This is a genomic window from Streptomyces sp. MS19 (genome assembly GCF_047200595.1).
Taxonomy (GTDB): domain Bacteria; phylum Actinomycetota; class Actinomycetes; order Streptomycetales; family Streptomycetaceae; genus Streptomyces.
The window spans coordinates 1-20340 of record NZ_JBJZOH010000035.1; the positions used below are offsets into that span (position 1 = coordinate 1).

At 74.8% G+C, this 20340-nt stretch carries 15 protein-coding genes and 1 tRNA gene; 7 read left to right on the forward strand and 9 right to left on the reverse strand.

The features are described 5' to 3' along the window. Positions 1–229 precede the first annotated feature (229 nt). Positions 230–305 (reverse strand) — tRNA-Arg (locus ACL02R_RS24385). 269 nt (positions 306–574) lie between these two features. Here ACL02R_RS24385 and ACL02R_RS24390 point away from each other — a divergent pair. From ACL02R_RS24390 to ACL02R_RS24420, 7 genes are all read left to right on the forward strand, one after another. Continuing rightward, positions 575–2263: a dynamin family protein gene (locus ACL02R_RS24390; RefSeq protein ID WP_412799150.1), complete on the forward strand. Its 1689-nt coding sequence runs from the start codon at positions 575–577 to the stop codon at positions 2261–2263. Then, positions 2260–3909 carry a GTPase gene (locus ACL02R_RS24395; RefSeq protein ID WP_412799116.1) on the forward strand — a complete coding sequence of 550 codons (1650 nt, stop codon included), beginning with the start codon at positions 2260–2262 and terminating at the stop codon, positions 3907–3909. The genes ACL02R_RS24390 and ACL02R_RS24395 overlap by 4 nt, the downstream gene beginning before the upstream one ends. A 303-nt stretch (positions 3910–4212) precedes the next feature. Beyond that, the gene (locus ACL02R_RS24400; RefSeq protein ID WP_412799117.1) at positions 4213–5631 is read left to right on the forward strand and encodes a Cys-Gln thioester bond-forming surface protein; all 1419 of its coding nucleotides are present in this window, start codon (positions 4213–4215) and stop codon (positions 5629–5631) included. A gap of 211 nt (positions 5632–5842) precedes the next feature. Beyond that, a complete protein-coding gene (ettA, locus tag ACL02R_RS24405) occupies positions 5843–7507 on the forward strand; it encodes an energy-dependent translational throttle protein EttA (RefSeq protein WP_412799118.1) in 1665 nt (554 codons plus the stop codon). 5 nt (positions 7508–7512) lie between these two features. Continuing rightward, positions 7513–7956, forward strand: coding sequence for an acyl-CoA thioesterase (locus ACL02R_RS24410; protein ID WP_412799119.1), 444 nt, complete (start codon positions 7513–7515; stop codon positions 7954–7956). Beyond that, positions 7953–8627, forward strand: coding sequence for a hypothetical protein (locus ACL02R_RS24415; protein ID WP_412799120.1), 675 nt, complete (start codon positions 7953–7955; stop codon positions 8625–8627). The genes ACL02R_RS24410 and ACL02R_RS24415 overlap by 4 nt, the downstream gene beginning before the upstream one ends. A 523-nt stretch (positions 8628–9150) precedes the next feature. Continuing rightward, positions 9151–9534: a globin gene (locus ACL02R_RS24420; protein WP_362955391.1), complete on the forward strand. Its 384-nt coding sequence runs from the start codon at positions 9151–9153 to the stop codon at positions 9532–9534. A 9-nt stretch (positions 9535–9543) separates the two neighbouring features. Here the strand turns inward: ACL02R_RS24420 and ACL02R_RS24425 are convergent, their stop codons facing one another. From ACL02R_RS24425 to ACL02R_RS24460, 8 genes are all read right to left on the reverse strand, one after another. Continuing rightward, positions 9544–10614 carry an ABC transporter permease gene (locus ACL02R_RS24425; protein ID WP_412799121.1) on the reverse strand — a complete coding sequence of 357 codons (1071 nt, stop codon included), beginning with the start codon at positions 10612–10614 and terminating at the stop codon, positions 9544–9546. Further along, a complete protein-coding gene (locus ACL02R_RS24430; RefSeq protein ID WP_412799122.1) occupies positions 10611–11345 on the reverse strand; it encodes an ABC transporter ATP-binding protein in 735 nt (244 codons plus the stop codon). The genes ACL02R_RS24425 and ACL02R_RS24430 overlap by 4 nt, the downstream gene beginning before the upstream one ends. A gap of 118 nt (positions 11346–11463) precedes the next feature. After that, complete coding sequence (locus ACL02R_RS24435; RefSeq protein WP_412799123.1) at positions 11464–12492, reverse strand: FHA domain-containing protein; 1029 nt, start codon at positions 12490–12492, stop codon at positions 11464–11466. Between the two features lie 27 nt (positions 12493–12519). Next, entirely contained in the window at positions 12520–13860 is a 1341-nt protein-coding gene (locus tag ACL02R_RS24440) for a VWA domain-containing protein (protein ID WP_412799124.1), read from the reverse strand. Positions 13861–13980: 120 nt separating this feature from the next. Continuing rightward, a complete protein-coding gene (locus ACL02R_RS24445; RefSeq protein ID WP_412799151.1) occupies positions 13981–15345 on the reverse strand; it encodes a protein phosphatase 2C domain-containing protein in 1365 nt (454 codons plus the stop codon). Positions 15346–15347: 2 nt separating this feature from the next. Further along, positions 15348–17936, reverse strand: coding sequence for a tetratricopeptide repeat protein (locus ACL02R_RS24450; RefSeq protein WP_412799125.1), 2589 nt, complete (start codon positions 17934–17936; stop codon positions 15348–15350). Continuing rightward, positions 17933–19213 (reverse strand): hypothetical protein, encoded by a 1281-nt coding sequence (locus ACL02R_RS24455; protein WP_412799126.1) that lies wholly within the window; start codon positions 19211–19213, stop codon positions 17933–17935. Before ACL02R_RS24455 ends, ACL02R_RS24450 begins: the two co-directional genes overlap by 4 nt. Positions 19214–19295: 82 nt before the next feature. Then, positions 19296–20333, reverse strand: coding sequence for a glutamate ABC transporter substrate-binding protein (locus tag ACL02R_RS24460; protein WP_412799127.1), 1038 nt, complete (start codon positions 20331–20333; stop codon positions 19296–19298). Positions 20334–20340: the final 7 nt, after the last annotated feature.

Here is a 20340-nt window from a genome sequence, read left to right on the forward strand (position 1 = left end):
CCCTTCCCCTGGCCCCCCCCCCCCCCCCCCCCCGGGGCCGTTTCGCTGTGGGCCGAAGACCTGTGGCCGACACCCGGTTCCCTGGGACGAATATGGGACGAGCGCCCGTGGAGCTCCGGTTCAAGCCGGTGTCAGCCGGACTCGCCACCCAGTGGAAGGGGGGAGTCCACTTCGCCTCGGTAGTCATTGCCGCCCCGCTTGACCTGCTCAAACGCCAGCGCCGCGGCGGTGGTGCCCCCGGCAGGACTCGAACCTGCGGCCAAGTGCTTAGAAGGCACCTGCTCTATCCGCTGAGCTACGGGGGCTGGGTGGTGGTCATGGCGTGGGACGGTGCCCCCTCGGTGACCTCGCCAGCGCACAGGATAGGGCTTCGAGGGGTTCGTCCCGGTTGCTTCACGGCAGCGCCGCCGTGTGGAGGTTCGGTGAAGCAGCCCCGATAATCGCAGGCGAGTGCGAGGAGCGCAGCGATTTTGCAGGCTCCCGCGAGGGGTGTTGCGCACTCGTTATGCCGTGGAGACGGGCGAATATGCTTGGGAAACGGCTTCAAATTGGGCATTCTGCGCATGTGGCGATCTTGGACGCACGGCCCGAACTGCTGGACGCGCTGACCGTACTGCGGGAGCGCCTCGCTGCCGCGCGCTTCCCGCTGGACCTGCCCGGTGCCGAACGGGCCCGGCGGTCACGCGCCGAACTGCTCGCGCAGCTCGACGGCTACCTGCTGCCACGCCTGCGCGAACCCACCGCGCCCCTCCTCGCCGTCATCGGCGGCTCCACCGGCGCGGGCAAGTCCACGCTGGTCAACTCCCTCGTCGGCCGCCGCGTCACCGAGGCCGGGGTCCTGCGCCCCACGACCCGCATGCCCGTCCTCGTCTGCCACCCCGACGACCGCGACTGGTTCGCCGGCGGCCACGTCATCCCGCAGCTCGGCCGCGTTCGGATGCCCCGGCAGGACGCCGAGCAGCCACCGCCGCCGCCCCGCGACGCACCGCCCGCGCTGGCCGTACAGACCGTCAGGTCCCTGCCCCCGGGACTCGCCCTCCTGGACGCCCCCGACATCGACTCCCTCGTCGCCGCCAACCGCGACCTCGCCGCCGATCTCCTCTGCGCCGCCGACATCTGGGTCCTCGTCACCACCGCGTCCCGCTACGCCGACGCGCTCCCCTGGCACCTGCTGCGCAGCGCGCAGGAGTACGACGTCACCCTCGCCACCGTCCTCGACCGCGTGCCGCACCAGATCGCCGGCGAGGTGTCACGCCACTACGCCGCGCTGCTCGAACGCGCCGGGCTCGGCGGCGTCCCCCGCTTCACCGTGCCGGAACTGCCCGAGTCCGCCGGGGGCGGCTCGGGGCTCCTGCCCGGCACCGCCGTGGCCGCCCTGCGGCAGTGGCTCGCCCGCTGCGCGCAGGACCCGGCGACCCGCGCCGCCACCGTCACCCGTACGGCGGGCGGCGCCGTCGCCTCGCTGCGCCCGCGCGTCGCGGCGCTGGCCGGGGAAAGCGCCGCCCAGTACGCCACCGCCGTCCGGCTCGGCCAGCGCGTCACGGAGGCGTACGCCGAGGCCGCGAAGACCGTACGCGCCTGCCTGACGGACGGCGGGCTGTTCGCCGGCGAGGCACGCGCGCACTGGCTCGCGTTCCCCGACGACGCCAGCGCCGAGGAACTGCTCGACGCGCTCACCACCGCCCTCACCGCCCTGCTCGCCGAAGCCGTCGCCACGGCGGACGAACGCGTCGCCGCCGCCTGGCGCGACGAACGCGGCGCACCGCCCGGCGGCGTGGACACCCCCGAGGCCGTACGCGAACGCGTCGGCGTCCTCGTCCGCCGCCTGCGCCGCTGCGTCGAGGAACTGACCGACGAGGCCCGCATCTCGGCGGGGCTGCGCGGCGACACCACCGGCCGCCGCAGGAGCGGCGGCGCGGGCGGCGACGACGGCGAGACGGCCGCCCTGCTCGCCGCCGCGCTCCTCGGCGGCAGGACCGGCGGCGCCCTCGCCCACCAGTCGCTCACCGGCGTCCTCGGCACCCGCGCCGCCGCCCGGCTGCGCGACCAGGGCCGCCAGGAGCTGAACCGCTGCGTGGACCGCGCCCTGCGCGCCGAACGCGAACGCCGCGCCGCCCCCCTCCAGGACCTCGCCGTGACGGCCGAGCCGCAGGTGGCCCTCGTCGCGGCGCTCTCCGCCGTCCACGCGCTGCACACCGGCCGCACCCGCGCCCCCGCAGAAGCCGCCCCCACCGCCCAGACAGCCCCCGGAGGGACCCGGTGACCGACACCACCGCCAGCACGATCCACCACGGCCCCCTCGGCGTCCGGCTCGGCGCGCTGCGCGAACTCGTCGGCCTCTCCCGCACCCGCCTCGACGACGCCGTCCTCACCGAGGCGGGCCGCGTCCTCGACGAGGCGGCGGCCCGCGACCGGCTCCCCACCGCGTACACCGCCGTCGCCATCGCGGGCGCCACCGGCAGCGGCAAGTCCACGCTCTTCAACGCGCTCGCCGGGGCCCAGCTGTCCGAGTCCGGCGTGCGCCGCCCCACCACCGCCACCGCCGTCTCCTGCACCTGGGAGGCGGGCCGCGAACTCCCCGCCGACGGGCTCCTCGAACGCCTCGGCGTCCCCGCCCGCGCCCGCCGCCGCGCCCACGTCCTCGACCCCGGGCTGCGCGGCCTGATCCTCCTCGACCTGCCCGACCACGACTCCGTGGACCCCGCGCACCGCGAGCAGGTGGACCGGCTGCTGACGCTCGTGGACGCGGTGATCTGGGTCGTGGACCCGGAGAAGTACGCCGACGCGCTGCTCCACGAGCGGTACCTCCGCGCGTTCGCCGGGCACGCGGACGTCAGCATCATCGTCCTCAACCAGACCGACCGCCTGCCCGCCGAGGCCGTGGACGCCGTCCTGGACGACCTGCGCCGCCTGCTGGACGACCACGGCGTGGCCCTCGGCGAGCACGGCGAGCCCGGCGCGGGCGTCCTGCCCGTCTCCGCGCTCACCGGCGACGGCATCGCCGAACTGCGCCAGGCGGTCGGCGAACTCGTCGCCCCCCGCACGGCCGCCGCCCGCCGCCTCGCCGCCGACGTGGACGGCGTCGCCCGCCGCCTCGGCCCGCTGTACATCGCCGACGGCGCCGAGGCGCCCGCGGGCCTGACCCCGCAGGCGCGCGAGGACTTCGAGGACCGCCTCGCCGCCGCCGTCGGCGCGCCCGCCGCCGGGCAGAACGCCGAACGGGCCTGGCTGCGCCGCGCCGACCGCGCCTGCGGCACCCCCTGGGCCCAGGCCCTGCGCCACCTCGCGGGCCGCCAGGCCGAACGGCGCGGCGAGCCCGCCGCCCTCGCCGCCAAGCGCGCCCAGGCCGGGCCGCCCGCCGTCGCCGCGCCCGCCGTCGAGGAGGCCGTCCGCCGCCTCGCCGACGACGCCGCCGACGGCCTCCCCGAACCGTGGGCCAGGGCCGTCCGCGACGCCGCCCGCCGCGGCGCCGCCGCCCTCCCCGGCGCACTCGCCGCCGCGCTCGTCGGCCAGCCCACCGAACGGCTCCCGCGCCCCCGCTGGTGGTCCGCCGCCGGGGCGGGCCAGGCGTTCCTGCTCGCCGCCCAGATCCTCGGCCTGTGCTGGCTCGTGCTCGCCCTGACCGGTCGGCCCGTGGTCGCGGGCTGGCTGCCGGTGCTGCTGCTCGCCTGCGGCTCGTGCGGCGCGCCGCTGCTGGCGTGGGGCTGCCGGATGGCGGCGCGCGGCCCGGCCCGCGCGTCGGGGTCGCAGGAGGAGTGGCGGCTGCGGCGGATCGCCGCCGAGTGCGGCCACACGCACGTCCTCGAACCCGTCGCCGCCGAACTCCTGCGCTACCGCGAGGTGCGGGAACGGTACGTCGTCGCCGCGTCCCCCACCGGTGAGGCCGAACTGTCCCGTACCATCCGCTGACGCCGCGCCGTCACGCACGGGGCCGACGGGGCGGGACTCGGGCGACTCAGGGGACTGAGAGCGACTTGGGGTGATTTCAGGTGATCCCTGGGGTGTTGGCGGGCGACGCCCGACATCAGGTGATCCCGGTTCGTAACGATTCGACCTCACCGCACGGCAGTTGGCACCCCGCCGGGTGCACCGCCGCACGCCCTCTCTACGATCGCCCGTACGCACGGGGACTCCGGAGATGTCGAAGGGGCAGCCGGACCTCGCGTCCGCGCTCCCTTGGCCCCGTGCGTTATCCGGAGGGGCACACACACCATGAACCTAGTGCGCAAGCGGGGCCTCACCCGCGTTGCGGCAACGGCCATCGCGGCCGGTCTGCTGGGCGCCGGCGCGCTCGTCACCGCGACGACGGCCACGGCCGACGAGACACCCCAGCAGCCCCAGGGCGCCACCGCCACGCTGGGCGGCCTCGTCACCTTTGGCTCCATCGACGTCACCACGCAGAACGGCGAGACGGACGACTACAACGGTGGTCTGTTCGAGCTGACGTCCGACTCGGGCGGCACGTTCCTCACCTACTGCATCGACCTGTTCACGAAGACCAAGCCCGAGGCCCGCTACCAGGAGGTGGACTGGGACGCCTCCAAGCTGCACGACAACGCGGACGCGGGGAAGATCCAGTGGGTCCTCCAGCACGCGTTCCCCGTCGTGAGCGCCGACGAGCTGGCCGGCGCGGCCGGGGTCGAGTCCCTTGAGGACGCCCAGGCCGCCGCCGCCACACAGGCCGCCATCTGGGAGCTGTCCGACGGCGTGGACGCCGTCCCGCAGGACGCCGCCGCCGCCGAGGTCACCGAGTGGCTGCTGGAGAACGCGACGGACACCGAGGAGCCGGGCGCCTCGCTCTCCCTGACGCCCGCCACCGTCGCCGGCCAGCCCGGCGGCCTCGCGGGCCCCGTCACGGTGGACACCACCGCCGACACGGTCACCGCGGTCCTCGACGAGGCGGCCACCGCCGCGGGCCTGAGCGTGGTGGACGCGGGCGGCGCGCCCGTCGAGCTGGAGAACCTGCACGACGGCGACCAGCTGTTCTTCTCGGTGCCCGAGGGCGCCGAGGACGGCGCGGGCGCCCTGACCGCCACCGCGTCGTCGGCCGTCTCCATCGGCCGCGTCTTCACCGGCATCGGGCAGGTCACCCAGACGATGATCCTGGCCGGGACCGAGAGCACCTCGATCGAGGCCGGCGCCGGCGTCACCTGGACCTCCCCCGGCAGCCCGGCGCCCGCCGCGCACTTCGAGGAGAAGTGCGCCGAGGGCGGCGGCGGCATCGAGGTGACGATCACCAACGGCGGTGACGCGCCCGGCACCTACACCGTCGGCGGCCAGACCGTCGAGGTCGCGCCCGGTGAGACGTCCGCGCCCGTCTTCGTGCAGGGCGAGGAGGACACCGAGCTGACCGTGCAGGTCACCGACGCCGAGGGCGGCGTCGTGGGCGAGCACACCGTGACCGTGGACTGCGCGCCCGCGCAGACCGAGACCCCGGCCGCGCCGCCCGCCGACGAGACCGGCAACACCCCGGCGCCCGCGGGTGGCACCGAGGACGACTCCGAGGACCTCGCCGCGACCGGCAGCAGCACCAACCCGGCGCTGTTCGGCGGCATCGCGGTCGGTCTGCTCGTCGTCGGCGGCGCCGTCGTCTTCCTGGTCCGCCGCCGCGGCGCCCGGGGCGACGACTGACGCAGCCGCGGCAGCCGCGTGACCGTCCGGCACGACCGGCCGCCACGCGCTGACGCCCACGAGGGGCGGGCCCGTACGGGTCCGCCCCTCCGGCGTTCCGGCGCCACCGGTTTCCGCCGCCCCGGTGCCATGCGGCAGGATGGAAGCCGCAGCCCCGCTGCCGGGCGCCGACGACCACACACCCACTGACTGATCTGCCGGACGGTTTCTCTTGGCTGAGTACATCTACACCATGCGCAAGGCGCGCAAGGCGCACGGCGACAAGGTCATCCTCGATGACGTCACGCAGAGCTTCCTGCCCGGGGCGAAGATCGGCGTCGTGGGTCCCAACGGCGCCGGCAAGTCCACGGTGCTGAAGATCATGGCCGGCATCGAGCAGCCGTCGAACGGCGACGCGTTCCTCACCCCCGGCTACAGCGTCGGCATCCTCCTCCAGGAGCCGCCGCTCGACGAGACGAAGACCGTCCTGGAGAACGTCCAGGAGGGTGTCGCCGAGATCAAGGGCAAGCTCGACCGTTTCAACGAGATCGCCGAACTCATGGCGACCGACTACAGCGACGAGCTGATGGAGGAGATGGGCACCCTCCAGGAGCAGCTCGACCACGCGAACGCCTGGGACCTCGACGCCCAGCTCGAACAGGCCATGGACGCCCTCGGCTGCCCGCCCGGCGACTGGCCCGTCACCACCCTCTCCGGCGGCGAGAAGCGCCGCGTCGCGCTGTGCAAGCTGCTGCTGGAGCAGCCCGACCTGCTGCTGCTCGACGAGCCCACCAACCACCTCGACGCCGAGTCCGTCCAGTGGCTTGAGCAGCACCTCGCGAAGTACCCCGGCACCGTCGTCGCCATCACCCACGACCGCTACTTCCTCGACAACGTCGCCGAGTGGATCTGCGAGGTCGATCGCGGCCGCCTGCACGGCTACGAGGGCAACTACTCCAAGTACCTGGAGACCAAGGAGGCGCGCCTCAAGGTCGAGGGCCAGAAGGACGCCAAGCGCGCCAAGCGCCTGAAGGACGAGCTGGAGTGGGTCCGCTCCAACGCGAAGGGCCGCCAGGCCAAGTCCCGCGCCCGCCTCGCCCGTTACGAGGAGATGGCCGCCGAGGCCGAGAAGACCAGGAAGCTGGACTTCGAGGAGATCCAGATCCCGCCGGGCCCGCGCCTGGGCAACGTCGTGGTGGAGGTCAGCGACCTGCACAAGGCGTTCGGCGACAAGGTGCTGGTCGACGGCCTGTCGTTCACCCTGCCGCGCAACGGCATCGTCGGCGTCATCGGCCCGAACGGCGCGGGCAAGACCACGCTGTTCAAGATGATCCTCGGCCTTGAGTCCGTGGACAGCGGCGAGGTCCGCGTCGGCGAGACGGTGGACATCAGCTACGTCGACCAGTCGCGCGGCAACATCGACCCGAAGAAGTCGCTGTGGGAGGTCGTCTCGGACGGTCTCGACCACATCAGCGTCGGCCAGGTCGAGATGCCGTCGCGCGCGTACGTCAGCGCCTTCGGCTTCAAGGGACCGGACCAGCAGAAGCTCGCCGGTGTCCTGTCCGGCGGCGAGCGCAACCGCCTCAACCTCGCGCTCACCCTCAAGCAGGGCGGCAACCTGCTGCTCCTCGACGAGCCGACGAACGACCTGGACGTCGAGACGCTCTCCTCGCTGGAGAACGCGCTGCTGGAGTTCCCCGGCTGCGCGGTCGTCGTCTCCCACGACCGGTGGTTCCTGGACCGCGTCGCGACGCACATCCTGGCGTACGAGGGCGACTCCCGCTGGTTCTGGTTCGAGGGCAACTACGAGTCTTACGAGAAGAACAAGATCCAGCGCCTCGGCCCGGAGGCCACCCGCCCGCACCGCACCACCTACAAGAAGCTGACGCGGGGCTGAGCGGCGTGCGGCACATCTACCAGTGCCCCCTGCGCTGGTCGGACATGGACGCCTTCGGGCACATCAACAACGTGGTCTTCCTCCGCTACCTGGAGGAGGCCAGGATCGACTTCATGTTCCGGCTGGCGCGGGAGGCCGCGTCCGGCGCGTTCACCGGCGGCTCGGTCGTGGCGCGGCACGAGATCGACTACCTGAAGCCGCTCACGCACCGGCACACGCCGGTCACGATCGAGACGTGGGTGGCCAAGCTGGGCGGCGCGTCCGCGACGGTGGCGTACGAGGTCAAGGACGACACCGCCGTGTACGCGCGGGCCGTCACCGTGGTGGTGCCGTACGACCTGGAGGCGGCCAGGCCGCGGCGGCTGACGGGGGAGGAACGCTCCTTCCTCCAGGCGTACATGGACGACTCGGCCGACACCGCCGGCCCGGCCGGTGCGCCCGCCGCATGAGCGCACCGGAACCGCTGGAGCTGGCCGTGCCGGGGGAGGCCGCCGACCTGGCCGCCTTCCTCGGCCGCCAGCTCCGCTGGGACCGCACGGCCGCCGCCCGGCTGCGCGCCGACGGGCCCGCCCTCGCCCTCTTCACCCGGCCCGCGCGCTTCGGCGTGCTGGCCGTCCGCGTCGTCGCGCTGCGCGCGCCGGCCGAGCTGGACACCACCGTCTCGGCCGGTGAGCTGCTGGAGACGCTCGACACCGAACGGGGCGCCGTCCCCGTCCCCGCGGCCGTGACCGGTCCGTCGTGGGCCGGAATGCTGCCGCCGCGCGGCGCCTGGCGCCCGCTGGCCGACCTGCCCGACGGCACCGCGCGGGACGCCGCCGCGTCGGTGATCGCCGAGTTCCGCCGCCGCACGGAGGCCCTGCCCGACCAGGGCCGTACGCGGACCGCGCTCGACGCGCTGGCCGAGGAGATATGGTCCCGGCACCTGCCCGGCACGTCCCTGCCGCTGCGCGCCGTCCACGCCGCGCACGCCCTCGGCTTCCTCCGCGCCCCCGGCCCGTCCGCCGTCCTGGCCAGCGGCCCGTGGCTGCGGCTGCGCACGGCCCTCGGCTCGACCGCCGTCCGCCGCGCGGGCGGCCTGCCAGGCCTCGGCGTGACGCCGCTGGCGTCCCCGGCGCACTAGGGTCCGTCTTCAACGGGGGCGTCCGGCGGACTTTGCCTGTCTCACGACGCCGGCATGGGGGTACCTCCCAGGCCTCCGGGCCTGGGGGAACCTCGCTGTGTTGCCGCATCGCGCGAATACGGCCGGGTATGAGCTGCGATGCGGCGCCTTGCGACGCACCGCATCCGGGGGAGCCGTGAGCCGTGACAAGATCCGCCGGACAGACCCTGGACACCGGGTGCCGAAGACGCCGCGGCGGGGCGCCGGAAAGCGGCGGGAACCTGCCAGGGCGGTGGGCTTGCGGCGGCACATACCTGCTCGTATGGTCACCTGGCGTGCGTCGAGCCCCGCCGGAGCACGGCCGTCCCCGCGGAGACAGGCGTGACCTCGCCGTGGCGCCCCGGAACCGGCCGCCGGGCGGGTCCCGGGAGCCGCCGACGCCGAAGGGCGCCGTGTCACCGGCCGCGACGAGGGGGCGAGCCGGTGCCGGTGCCCGCCGGACTCCCGCCGCCCCGGCCGCGCGGGCGTCTGCGACGATGGAACGGTGACCGAGCAGCAGTCGTTCTACGAACAGGTCGGGGGCGAACCGACGTTCCGCCGCCTCGTCCACCGGTTCTACGAGGGGGTCGCCGGGGACCCGGTCCTGCGGCCGATGTACCCGGAGGAGGACCTCGGTCCTGCCGAGGAGCGGTTCGCGCTCTTCCTCATGCAGTACTGGGGCGGACCGCGCACCTACAGCGACAACCGCGGGCACCCGCGGCTGCGCATGCGGCACGCGCCGTTCGCCGTGAACCGCGAGGCGCACGACGCCTGGCTGCGGCACATGCGCGCCGCCCTCGACGAACTGGGCCTCCCGCCGGAGCAGGAGACCCAGTTGTGGAACTACCTCGTGTACGCCGCCGCGTCCATGGTCAACACGCCCGGCTGACGCGGGCGCTCACGCGTTGTCCCAGCGGAAGAAGCGGGCGGCGACCGCCGTCAGCACGGCCGCGAACAGCAGCAGCCCGCCCATCGTCGGCAGCGCCTCGCCCCACCCGCCGTCGCGGCTGAGGACGTCCATCACCGCCTCGTTGAGGTGCTTGAGCGGCAGCACGTTCGAGACGGCGCGCAGCCAGCCGGGCATCATGTCGGTCGGGAAGAACGAGCCGGCCAGGAACGCCATCGGCAGCACGACGACCTGGAGCGCGCCGTTCGCCGCCTCCTCGGAGCCGACCAGCGCGCCGATCAGCAGCCCGATCGACATGAACGCCAGCGTGCCGCACACGACCAGCGGGATCGTCAGCCACCAGTTCCCGCTGAGCTGGAGGCCGTAGGCGGGCAGCGAGGCGACGCCGATGAAGATCGCCGCCTGCACGAGGGCCACGGCCAGGCTGACGCCGACGCGCGCCCCGACCACGGCCGCCGGGCTGACCGGCGCAAGCCACAGCCGCCGCAGGATGCGCTTCTTCCGCCAGGTGACCAGGGTGAACGCCGACGAGTACGCGGCGCCCGTCGCGACCGCCCAGCCGAGCAGGCCGGGCGTCAGGAACTGGATGGGCTTGGTCGACTCGTCCTCGACCCGGTCGGTGGCCAGGGTGTGCGCGGGCTCCTGGCCGGTCGCGGCGACGTTCGCCGACTGCACGATCGACTGCATGAGGCCCTGCACGGTGCCGGCCGCCGTGGCGTCCGCCGCCGAGTAGCGCAGCTGGATCTCCCCGTCCTCCTCCCAGACGGCGGCGTCCACGTCGCCCTGGCGCACGTCCTCCAGCGCCTGCGCGCGGTCGGCCGAGCGCTCGATCGTCAGCGCGTCCGACAGGGCGGCCAGCTGCTCCTGCGGCATGTCGTCGAGCACCGCCACGTCGCCGACCTCGACGACCGTGACGCTCGCGCCCTCGTCTTTCTGGAACAGCAGGCCGAACAGGGCGAGGAACATCAGGGGGAACAGGACGGTGAAGAACAGCGCCGTGCGGTCGCGCAGCAGGCCCTTCAGCATGGCCCGGGACAGTGCCCGGAACGCTCCGGGGTTCATCCGCGGTACTCCCGTCCGGTCAGCTGGAGGAAGACGTCCTCCAGGGTGGCGACCCCGGCCTCGGCGATCAGCGCGGCGGGGGTGCCCTCCTTGAGCACGCGGCCCTTGTCCATGATGGCGACGCGGTCGCACAGGACCTCTGCCTCGTCCAGGTAGTGCGTGGTGAGGACGACGGTGCGGCCCGAGGAGTTGATCTCGCGCAGCAGGTCCCACAGGTTGCGCCTGGCCTGCGGGTCGAGGCCCGTGGTGGGCTCGTCGAGGAAGACCAGCTCCGGGTCGTGCACGAGGGCGCAGGCTATCGACAGGCGCTGGGCCTGGCCGCCGGAGAGCTTGTCGTCGCGGACGTCGCGCTTCTCCGTCAGGCCGACGCTCTCCAGCATGGCGTCGGCGCGCTCGGGCGCGATGCCGTAGAGGGCCGCGAAGGTGTGGATCTGCTCGCGGGCGGTGAGCTTGTCGAAGAACGCGGACGCCTGCAACTGCACACCGATGCGGCGCAGGAGCTTCGGGTCGCGCGGCCAGGACGGCTCGCCCAGCAGCCGCGCGGTGCCCTCGTCGGGCTCGCGCAGGCCCTCGACGATCTCCAGCGTGGTGGTCTTGCCCGCCCCGTTCGGGCCGAGGATGCCGAAGAACTCGCCCCGCGCCACCTCGAACGTCACGCCGTTCACGGCCTGTACATCCCCGTACCGCTTGCGCAGTCCCTCGACCGCTATCGCGGGTATTTCTCCAGTCACACGAGTGATGGTAGGCGGCGGGGGCGGGCGGGTGGGTAAAGGGTCCGTTGCAGTCGGAACGGAAGGGCGGGACGGGCCGTGACCTTCCGTGACGGGTCACAGCCGGTCACGGCCGCCGTCAGGACTGGTTGCGGTAGAGCGTGAGCGTCGTCCAGGCGCCGATGTGGACGCGGTCGCCCTCGTTGAGGGGCACCGGCACGAACGGCTGGATCGGGTCCTCGGCCATGTTGATCGTCGTGCCGTTGGTCGAGTCCTGGTCGATCACGGCCCAGCCGCCGTCGCCCTGCTGCACGAGCACGGCGTGCTGGTGCGAGACGCCCGGGTCCTCCGGGGGGCGCGACAGGTCGATGTCGGGCGACTCGCCGGTGGACTGGCGGCGGCGGCCGATCGTCACCTGCGGGCCGGTCAGCGGCATCTGCTGGTCCGGCGCGTACGCGGGCAGGCTGAGCTGGGCGGCCTCGGGGCCGGAGCGGCGCATCATCGCGGTGAAGTACTGCGGGTCGGCGCCGATGGCGACCAGCCAGGAGCCGGATCTGTCGTCGGGGCGCGGGCCCGCGCCCGGCATGCCGGGGTACGGCGGCGGCTGGTGGGCCGGGGGCTGGTGCGAGGGCGGCGGCAGCGTCCAGTCGTCCGCTGGGCGCTGCGGCGCCTGCGGCGGGAACTGCTGCGCGGGGGCGCCGCCCTGCTGCTGCCCGAAGTCGGGCTGCCGCTGGCCGGGGACCGGCGGGAGGTAGGCCGTCGGCGAGTTGGTCAGGAAGTTGAAGCGGCACTCCTCGCAGAACGGCGCCCGGCCCTCGCGCGGCGTGCCGCACTGGGGGCACGTCTCGCCGCCCTGCTGCCCCGCGGGGGGAACGGGCGGCATCGCGGCCGTCGCCTGGTTCACGTCGCCGTACTGCGGGCCGCCGTGCGCACCGTGCCCGCCGTGCCCGCCCTGCCCCGGGTACGGGGGCTGCGGGGGCGGCTGGTGGCCGGGGGACCCGGGCCACGGCGGCGGCGCCGCGTGGCCGCCGGTGGCACCGCCGCCGTACCCGCCGCCGGGCGGCGGCGGGGGCGGGGGCATACCGGCGGCGGGCGCCGGTATACGGTGCCCGCACACCTCGCACCAGTCCTCGGCCACCGACTGGTGGCCGTTCGGGCACGTCGGCATGTGACTGCCTCCCCTTACCTCACGTCGTCACTCGGCTTCGCTGCTCGGCTCGGCTTCTTCTCTCGCGTCGTGCGACTGCTTCACTCGGACGGTCCGTGTCGACCGGGTCGCCAAAGTCATCTCATCGGTTTGGCTGACCGCAGTCTTCAGTCGAACAGTACCCGTCGCCGCGTCCTGCACGTCCACTACCGTCGCCAGCAGTTTCGCGGTCGCCACATTGCCGGAGGCGTGCGCGAGACGCACCGCGTGGCCGAGCCGCGCCGTCGCGCCCGCGCCGTCACCCGCCTTCCGCAGCCGCAGCCCCTCGTCGATCGCCCCGGCCAGCTCCTCCTGCCCGGTGTAGTGCGCCACCTGCGGACTGATCGCCGTCACGGCCGACACGTCGTCCGTCCACACCGCGCGGACGAGGCCCTGCCCCAGCGTCACCGCGGGCCGGCCGTCCGGCGCCGCCGGGTCGGGCACGACCAGCATCACCCGCGCCGCGAGCATCTCCTCGCCGATCCCGGCCGCGGGCACCTCCACGCACAGGTGGTAGTCCCGGCTCTCGTCGCCCCACGCGCCGGTCGGGTAGTCGCCCGCGCGCGGCGGCACCTCGGCACGCCGCTCGGTCAGGTCCACGACGGACGGCGCGACCTGCTTCACGAAGCGCACCACCGCGTCACGCGGCGTCCACACGCGCAGCCACACGTCACCCACGCCCTTGCCCATGACCGTCCCCATGAGGGCCGTGAAGTCGTCGGTGAGGCCCTCGGGTCCCGCCACGATGTCGGCGGTCCCCAGCAGCGCGTGGGCGATGCCGGTCAGTTCCGCGACCTTCCAGTCCGTGCCGACGCCCCGCGCGTCGCAGGTGAAGCGGCCCGCGCAGGCGTCCAGGGCCGCGCGCAGCGCCTCGGGGGACTCGTGCTCGTTGCGCCCGTCCGTCAGCAGGACCGCGTGCCGCACGGTTGCGGCGGTGGTGCGCAGAAGGCGCTCGGCCAGGGTGAGCCAGGTACCGATGGCCGTGCCGCCCGACGCGTGCAGCCGGCGCAGCGCCTCCTTGGCCGCCGCCCTGGCCGCCGGGTCCGCGACGGCGAGCCGCCCGCCGCCCGGGAACAGCTCGGCGGCCTCGTGCGTGCCGGTCACGACGGCGAACTCCACGCCGTCGCGCAGCGTGTCGATCGCCGCGGCCGCCGCCCGCGCCGCCTGCCACAGCTTCCCGGGCGGGTACTGCATGGAGCCCGACGTGTCGAGCAGCAGCACGACGGCGGCGGGCGGTGGCGCGGGGCCGGCGGCCGCCGTGACGGTCACCACGGCGTTCACCTCGCGGCCCGCGGCGGGGAGGTGTTCGTTCTGGAACACCTCGACGGCGAAACGTCCCGGTCTGTCCATCACGCGCGGTCCCTCCTTCGGGTGTCGTGGACGGCGACGGAGTGGGGGACTGCCCGTGCTGCGCTGCGGCTGTGCGGTGCGGTGCTGCGGTGCTGCGGTGGGGGAGCGCCGGACGGGCCGTCAGGCGGTGGGGGCCGGGAACGGGATGACGGCGACCGTCACGTTGTCGTGGCCGCCCGAGTCGAGGGCGTGGCGTACGAGGTGGCGCGCCCCGGCCAGCGGCTCGGCGGCGGCGTCGGCGGGGACGACGGCCGCCATCTGCTCGGCGCCGTCCGCGTAGTTCCACAGACCGTCCGTGCAGACGATGACGACGCCCGGCCTGTCGGGCTCGAACGAGGCGGTGTGCGGCTCGATCTCGACCGCGTCGGCGCCGAGCCAGGCGGTGATCGCGTGCGCCCGGTGGTCCGTCATCGCCTCGGCCTCGCTGAGCAGCCCGGCCGCGACCATCTGCGCGGCCCACGAGTCGTCCTCCGTCAGCCGCGCCGACGGCGCCGAGCGGTCCTCGGGCACCCAGTACGCGCGGCTGTCGCCGATCCAGCCGACCGTCAGCAGACGGCCCGAGGCGACGGCGCCGACGATCGTGCACGCCGGGGAGTTGCGGCCCGGCTCGGGCGCGGTCGTCTCGGCCAGCGCGGTCACGGCGTGCGCCGCCGACACCAGCGCGTCGTTCATCGCGCGCGGTCCCGGGACGCCCTGCGGCAGCAGGGTCAGCAGCGCGTCGAGCGCGGCGCGCGCGGCGGTCGCGGAGGCGTCGTCGGGGCGGGTGGACGACGAGACGCCGTCGCAGACCACGGCGAGCACGGCGGGGGAGCCGTCGGGCAGCGCGGTGGTGGAGACGGTGAACGCGTCCTCGTTGCGGTGGTGCCGGTGCCCGAGGTCGCTGACGGCGGCGACGCCGCCGAGGGCGCGCTCCACGTGGTCGCGGTCGCCCGGCTGGGACCGGCCGCACTCGGTGCAGAAGCCGTCCTGGTCCACGTGCCCGTTGCCGCAGACGGCGCAGACGCGGCGGGGGGCCTCGCGCGGGGGCGCGGCGGCCTGGTGCGCGCGCCGGGGGTCGGCGGGCGGCTGCGGGGCGGGCGGGGAGGGCGGGGCCGCGTAGGCGGAGGTGCCCTGCGCGCCGCTGGTCTGCGCGGCGGGTGCGGCAGCCGGGGCCGCGGGCGGTGCGGGCGGCGCGGGCGGCGCGGGCGGTGCCGGGGAACGCGGGTCCGCGGGCCGCGCGGCCGCGCGCGGGTCGGGCGCCTGGCGCGGGTCGGGCGCCTGGCCCTGGGGCGCCGGGTCCGGTTCGATCTGGGCCTCGATCCGCGACGCCACCGTGTCCTGCGGCGGCGGCAGCCGGAAGTCCGGCTCGGTGCCGCCGGCGCCCGGCGGACGCGTGCCGCGCGCGACGGTCTGCACGTCCGTGCCGCAGACCCCGCAGAAGCGGTCGTCGTCCTCCAGCGGCTCCCCACAGCCGGGGCAGGCGGAGAGTTGGTCGAGCTGCGGCATCGTCACACCCATGTTTTCGGGCGGAAGCGGTTGGCCGCCTCCACCAGTTCGGTCCGTTCACTGCTGGTCGGCGCCAGCCGGGCGAGCCGCCGGTAGGACCGTTCCAGGCCCAGCCTGACCCCGGTCTCGTCCAGCGGTCCGCCGAGCAGCCGCCCGGAAGGATCAGTCCCCGGCCGGGACGGCTCCCCGGCGGTGGTGAGTACCCAGTCGAGCGCGGACCCCAGCACCTCACAGGACAGCTGTTCGCCCAGCCATGGTTCCAGACCGGCGGCACGCAGCCGCTCGACCTGTGCACCGGCCGCCAGCAGGTCCGGCAGCAGGTCCTCCGCCGGGTCGCGCTCGCGCAGCCGCGCCCGTACGGTCGCGACCCGCGCCGCCGTCCAGTGCGCCGAGGTCTCGGGCACCGACTCCAGCGCCCGTACGGCCCCGTGCCTGTTGCCCGTGGCGAGCCGCACCCGGGCCAGGCCGAAGCCCGCGCTCACATGGCTCGGGTCGGTCGCCCACACGACGGCGTAGTAGTCCGCCGCGTTGTCCAGCTGCCCGAGCACCTCCGCGCACACGGCGAGCGCCAGCTTCGGCGCGATCTCGCCGGGGAACGCGTCGTACACCGCGTCGAACGACAGCGCGGCCGTCTCCCAGTCCTCGGCGGCCAGCGCCACCAGGCCCCGGTACCAGACCACGCGCCAGTCCGAGCCGTGCCGCTTCGCCAGCGCGTCGAGCCGCGCCCGCGCCGCCGCGAGCGCCTCGTCGCCCGGCGTCTCCAGCTGGGCGCGCAGCTCGCGCAGCCGCAGCTCGACGGACTCGCCCGGCGCCCCGGCGAGCGCGGCCAGCGTGTCCGCCGGGCCGCTGGTCGCCAGGCCGGCGAGGAAGCCCGCGTTCGGGTCGTCCGGGTCCACCTTCGGCGCGGGCAGGGCCAGCACGGTCTCCCGCAGCCCGAGCGCCACGGTCCTGGGCGCGCCCGGCATCGGCGCCGGTCCCGGCGGCGGCGCGGGGAGCGGCGGCGGGGCGGCGGCGCGGCGCCGACGGTGCGCCGCCCGCCACCCGAGCCGCGAGACGGGCCCCTCGGCGCGCGGCACCAACTCGTGGTCCACCACGCGCGGTTCGGGGCCGAAGAGCGCCGAGACCGCGGGCTGCGGCTGCGCCGTCCGCGTCGCGACGATCTCCCGCAGCACGCCGGTGAGCTGCTCGGCCATCTCCTGCGCCGACGCGAAACGCCGGTGCGGATCGGGGTCCGTCGCGCGCACCAGCAGCCGGTAGAACGACTCGTACTCCCGGAAGACGTCGATGTACTCCGGGTCGGGCAGGCTGTCCCGGTAGATCGTCGTGTAGCCCTGGAAGTCGAAGGTGAGGACGGCCAGCGTCCGCGCCACCGTGTACAGGTCGGACGCCACGGACGGGCCGAGGTCCTCCACCTCGGGCGCCTGGAACCCCGGCGTGCCGTAGATGTTGCTGACCTCGTCGTCCATCCGGCGCACGGCGCCCATGTCTATCAGCTTCAGCTGGTCGCCCTGCTGGATGGCGTTGTCGACCTTGAAGTCGCAGTAGATCAGGTTGCGGCTGTGCAGGTAGGCGAGCGCGTCCAGCGCCTCGATGCCGTAGGCGCAGGCCTGTTCGACCGGCATGGGGTCGCGGCGGCCGTCGCGGGTCCGCCGGTCGTTGGCGATCTCCTTGAGCGACCTGCCGCCGACGTACTCCATGACGATGTAGCCGTCCACGCTGCCGGTGCGCTGGTCGAGGTGCTCCACGAAGTTGTAGATGCGGACGATGCTGGAGTGCTCGATCTCGGCCAGGAAGCGGCGCTCCGAGATGGCGACCTGCCGCGCGTCCTCGTCGCCCGCGTCCAGCAGGCCTTTGAGGACCACCCAGCGGCGCGAGACGGCCAGGTCGATGGCCAGGTAGATCCAGCCGAGGCCGCCGTGCGCGAGGCAGCCCGCGATCTCGTACTGCCCCTTCACCACGTCGCCCGGCTGGAGCTTCGGGAGGAACGAGTACGGGTGGCCGCACCTGGTGCAGAAGCCCTCCGTACGGCCGGGCCTGCCGCCGCGCGAACGGCCCACCGGCGCGCCGCACTCGGCGTTCCCGCAGAACCGCTTGCGCTCGGGGACCTCCGGGTTCTCCAGCACGGCGGTCAGCGGCTCGGGGCGTGGCTCGGGCGGCATGGCGACCAGCCCGGCGCCCAGGCGGGTGCGGCCCGACGCGCCGGCCGACGAGCGTGAGCTGCGCACGGAGACCGAACGGCTGGGCTGGCCGCCCGACTTGGCCCGCGCGAGCCGCCCGGAGACCGAGCGCCGCGAGTACTGCGAGCGCGCGGATCCTGACCCGCCTGACCGCAGGGACCAGCCGGAGGGCTGTGACTCCTGCGAACCCTGTGTCTCCTGTGAACCCTGTGATTCCTGGGACCGCTGGGACGGCACCGACCGGCCGGACGCCTGCCGGCCCGTCGTGGTGGTGGAGGTCGGCCCGATCATCCCCTCGGCCGACACCACGGGCGCGAGACCGCACACGTCGCAGTACAGCGCGCCGCCGCCCACGTCCTCGTACCGCCCCGGGCAGCCCGGCCGCTGGCACCCCGCCGGGCGCTCACCGCTCATGACGCGTCACCACCTCTCACCTCGCCGGACCCGACGGGCCCCGACACCAGCGCCTCGGCCGTCGCCCGCTGATAGCGCAGCACGGCGTCCTCCGCCGCTCGCAGGTCACAGGGCGCCGACCACAGCATCCGCCGCGCCACGTCGTAGCGTTCCACGAGGATCGGCTCTCCCGCCTTGCCGAACCGCGCGGCCTTCGCCTTGTACGCGTCCAGCCTGCCGCGCAGTTCCGCCCGCACCGCGAGCGGCGCCGTCACGGCCGAGAGGGACGCGCGGGCCCGTTGCAGCTCCTCCTCGGCCCGCACCTCCAGGTCCTCCAGGAGCGGCGACAGGCGGTGCCACAGCGCGCGGCGCCTGAAGTCGGCGGCCTGCGCGAGCCGTTCGTGCAGCACGGTGGACGGCCCGGAGACGGCCGGGACCTCGGACGCGGCGATCTTCGCCAGCACCTCGCCGCGCGCCGTCCGCGCCTCGGCGAGCGTGCGGTCCGCGCGCGAGAGGACGTCCCGCAGCCGCATCAGCCGCGCCTCGGCGTCCTTGCGCACGTCGATGACGGCCTCCACCTCGCGCCTGATGTCGTCCAGCGCCCGCGCCGCCCGGTCGTAGCGCGCCGTGTCGGGGCGGCCGCCGCCCGGCGCGCTGCTGCCGCCCGCCGGGAGCCAGAACGCCAGCGGGTCCGCGATCACCTCGGCGCGCAGAGCTGTCAACTCCTCGGTGACGCGGGCCAGTTCGTCGCCCGCCGGGTGCGTGCCGGGGCGGACGCCCGCCGAGTGCGCCAGGTCGCGCAGCCGGTGCTGCTCGGCGGCCAGGAAGTCTATGCGGGCGGGCAGCGCCGACCAGACGGCGTCGGCGGCGATCACCATGTCGAGGACGCGCGCGTACCCCGCGTTCATCCGCTCCACCAGCTCGGCCCAGCCGACCCGTTCGACCAACCGCCCGCCGCTGCCCGCCAGGACGATGCCGTCGCCGGTCAGCACCGACGTCAGCTCCGCCAGCTCGTCGGCCGACGGGTGGCGGCGGCGCGCGCGCAGTCTGCGGGCGTCCGCCAGCGCGGCCGTCGCCGTGTCGAACCAGCTCCACAGGGCGGTGACGGTCTCCTCGGCGTGCGACCAGCGCTCGCGGGTCGTGCCCGTCAGCTCGGCGCCGTCGAGCAGTCTGCGGCCCGCGTGGTCCTGGAGGGCGAGCAGAGACGACTCGATCGCCTCGTGCTCGGCGCCGAGCCGCGCCAGCGCGCGGTCCACCTCTTCACGGCTGAGCGTCCTGCCGCCGGCGTCCGGGGCCATCGCTCTCCCCTCGATTGGTCGTCTCGCTGTCGGTCGTGCCGCATCCCTTCCCCGTTCACCGCCGGTCCGCTCCACGGATCGCTCAGTCGCGGTAACGCGGCTCGGGCGGGGCGGGGGACGCGTCGCCCAGGTAGTCGGCGAGCCACTGCCGGTAGGCCGCCTGCCAGGAGCCGTCCGCGCGGAAGTCCTCCAGCACCGCGTTGACCCAGGAGACCAGGTCGGGGCTCTCCTGGCTCATCGCGACACCGTAGAACTCGCCGCGCAGCGGCTCGCCGACGAGCCGCATCGACGGGTCCTGCGCGATGTGCCCGGCGGCGAGCGCGGCGTCCGTCACCAGCGCGTCGGCCAGGCCGAGCTGGACGAGCACCAGGCAGTCGAGATGGTTCGCCTCCGTCTCCAGGTGCGCGCCGTGCGGCTCGTCCCGCAGCAGCGCCTCGGCGGTCGACCCGGCGGCGCTGCACACGCGTTCGCCCGCGAGGGAGTCGTCGAAGCCGGTGATCTCCGAGCCCTGCGGCACGAGGAGCTGCTGGCCCGTCTCGAAGTACGCGGTGGAGAAGGCCACGTTCTCCAGCCGTCTGCACGTGATGGACATCGTGCGGACCACCATGTCCACCCGGCCGCTCAGCACAGCCTCCTCGCGCTGGTCGGTGGGGATGGCGCGGTAGATGATGTCGGGCGCCGGGTCGTCCAGGACGTCCCGCGCGATCGCCTCGACCAGGTCGATGTCGAAGCCGACGATGTCGCCCGTGCCCGGCTCGCGGTAGCCCCACAGGTAGCTGTTCTGGTCGACGCCGACGGTGAGGGAGCCGCGCTCGCGGATCTCCTGCACCGCCCGGCCCGGCACGCGCGCGGCGGGGCGGCTCTGCTCGGGCCGGTAGCCGTCGTCGCAGGGGCCCTCGGCGGCCTGGGGGGCGGTCAGGGTCGTCGGGTCCTGGTCGCCCGTCCCGTCGCCGTGGTCGTCGTCGGGCGGGGGCGCCGGGCTGGCGGTGACGGCCATGGCGAGGATGAGCCCGGCGGACAGGGCGAGGGACAGCGTGCCGCGCAGCGTGAGCCGGGCGCGCCCCCCGTCGCGTCCTCCGGTCCTCGCGGTGTCCTTCGCGGTGTCCTCCGTGCTGTTCATCGCAGCG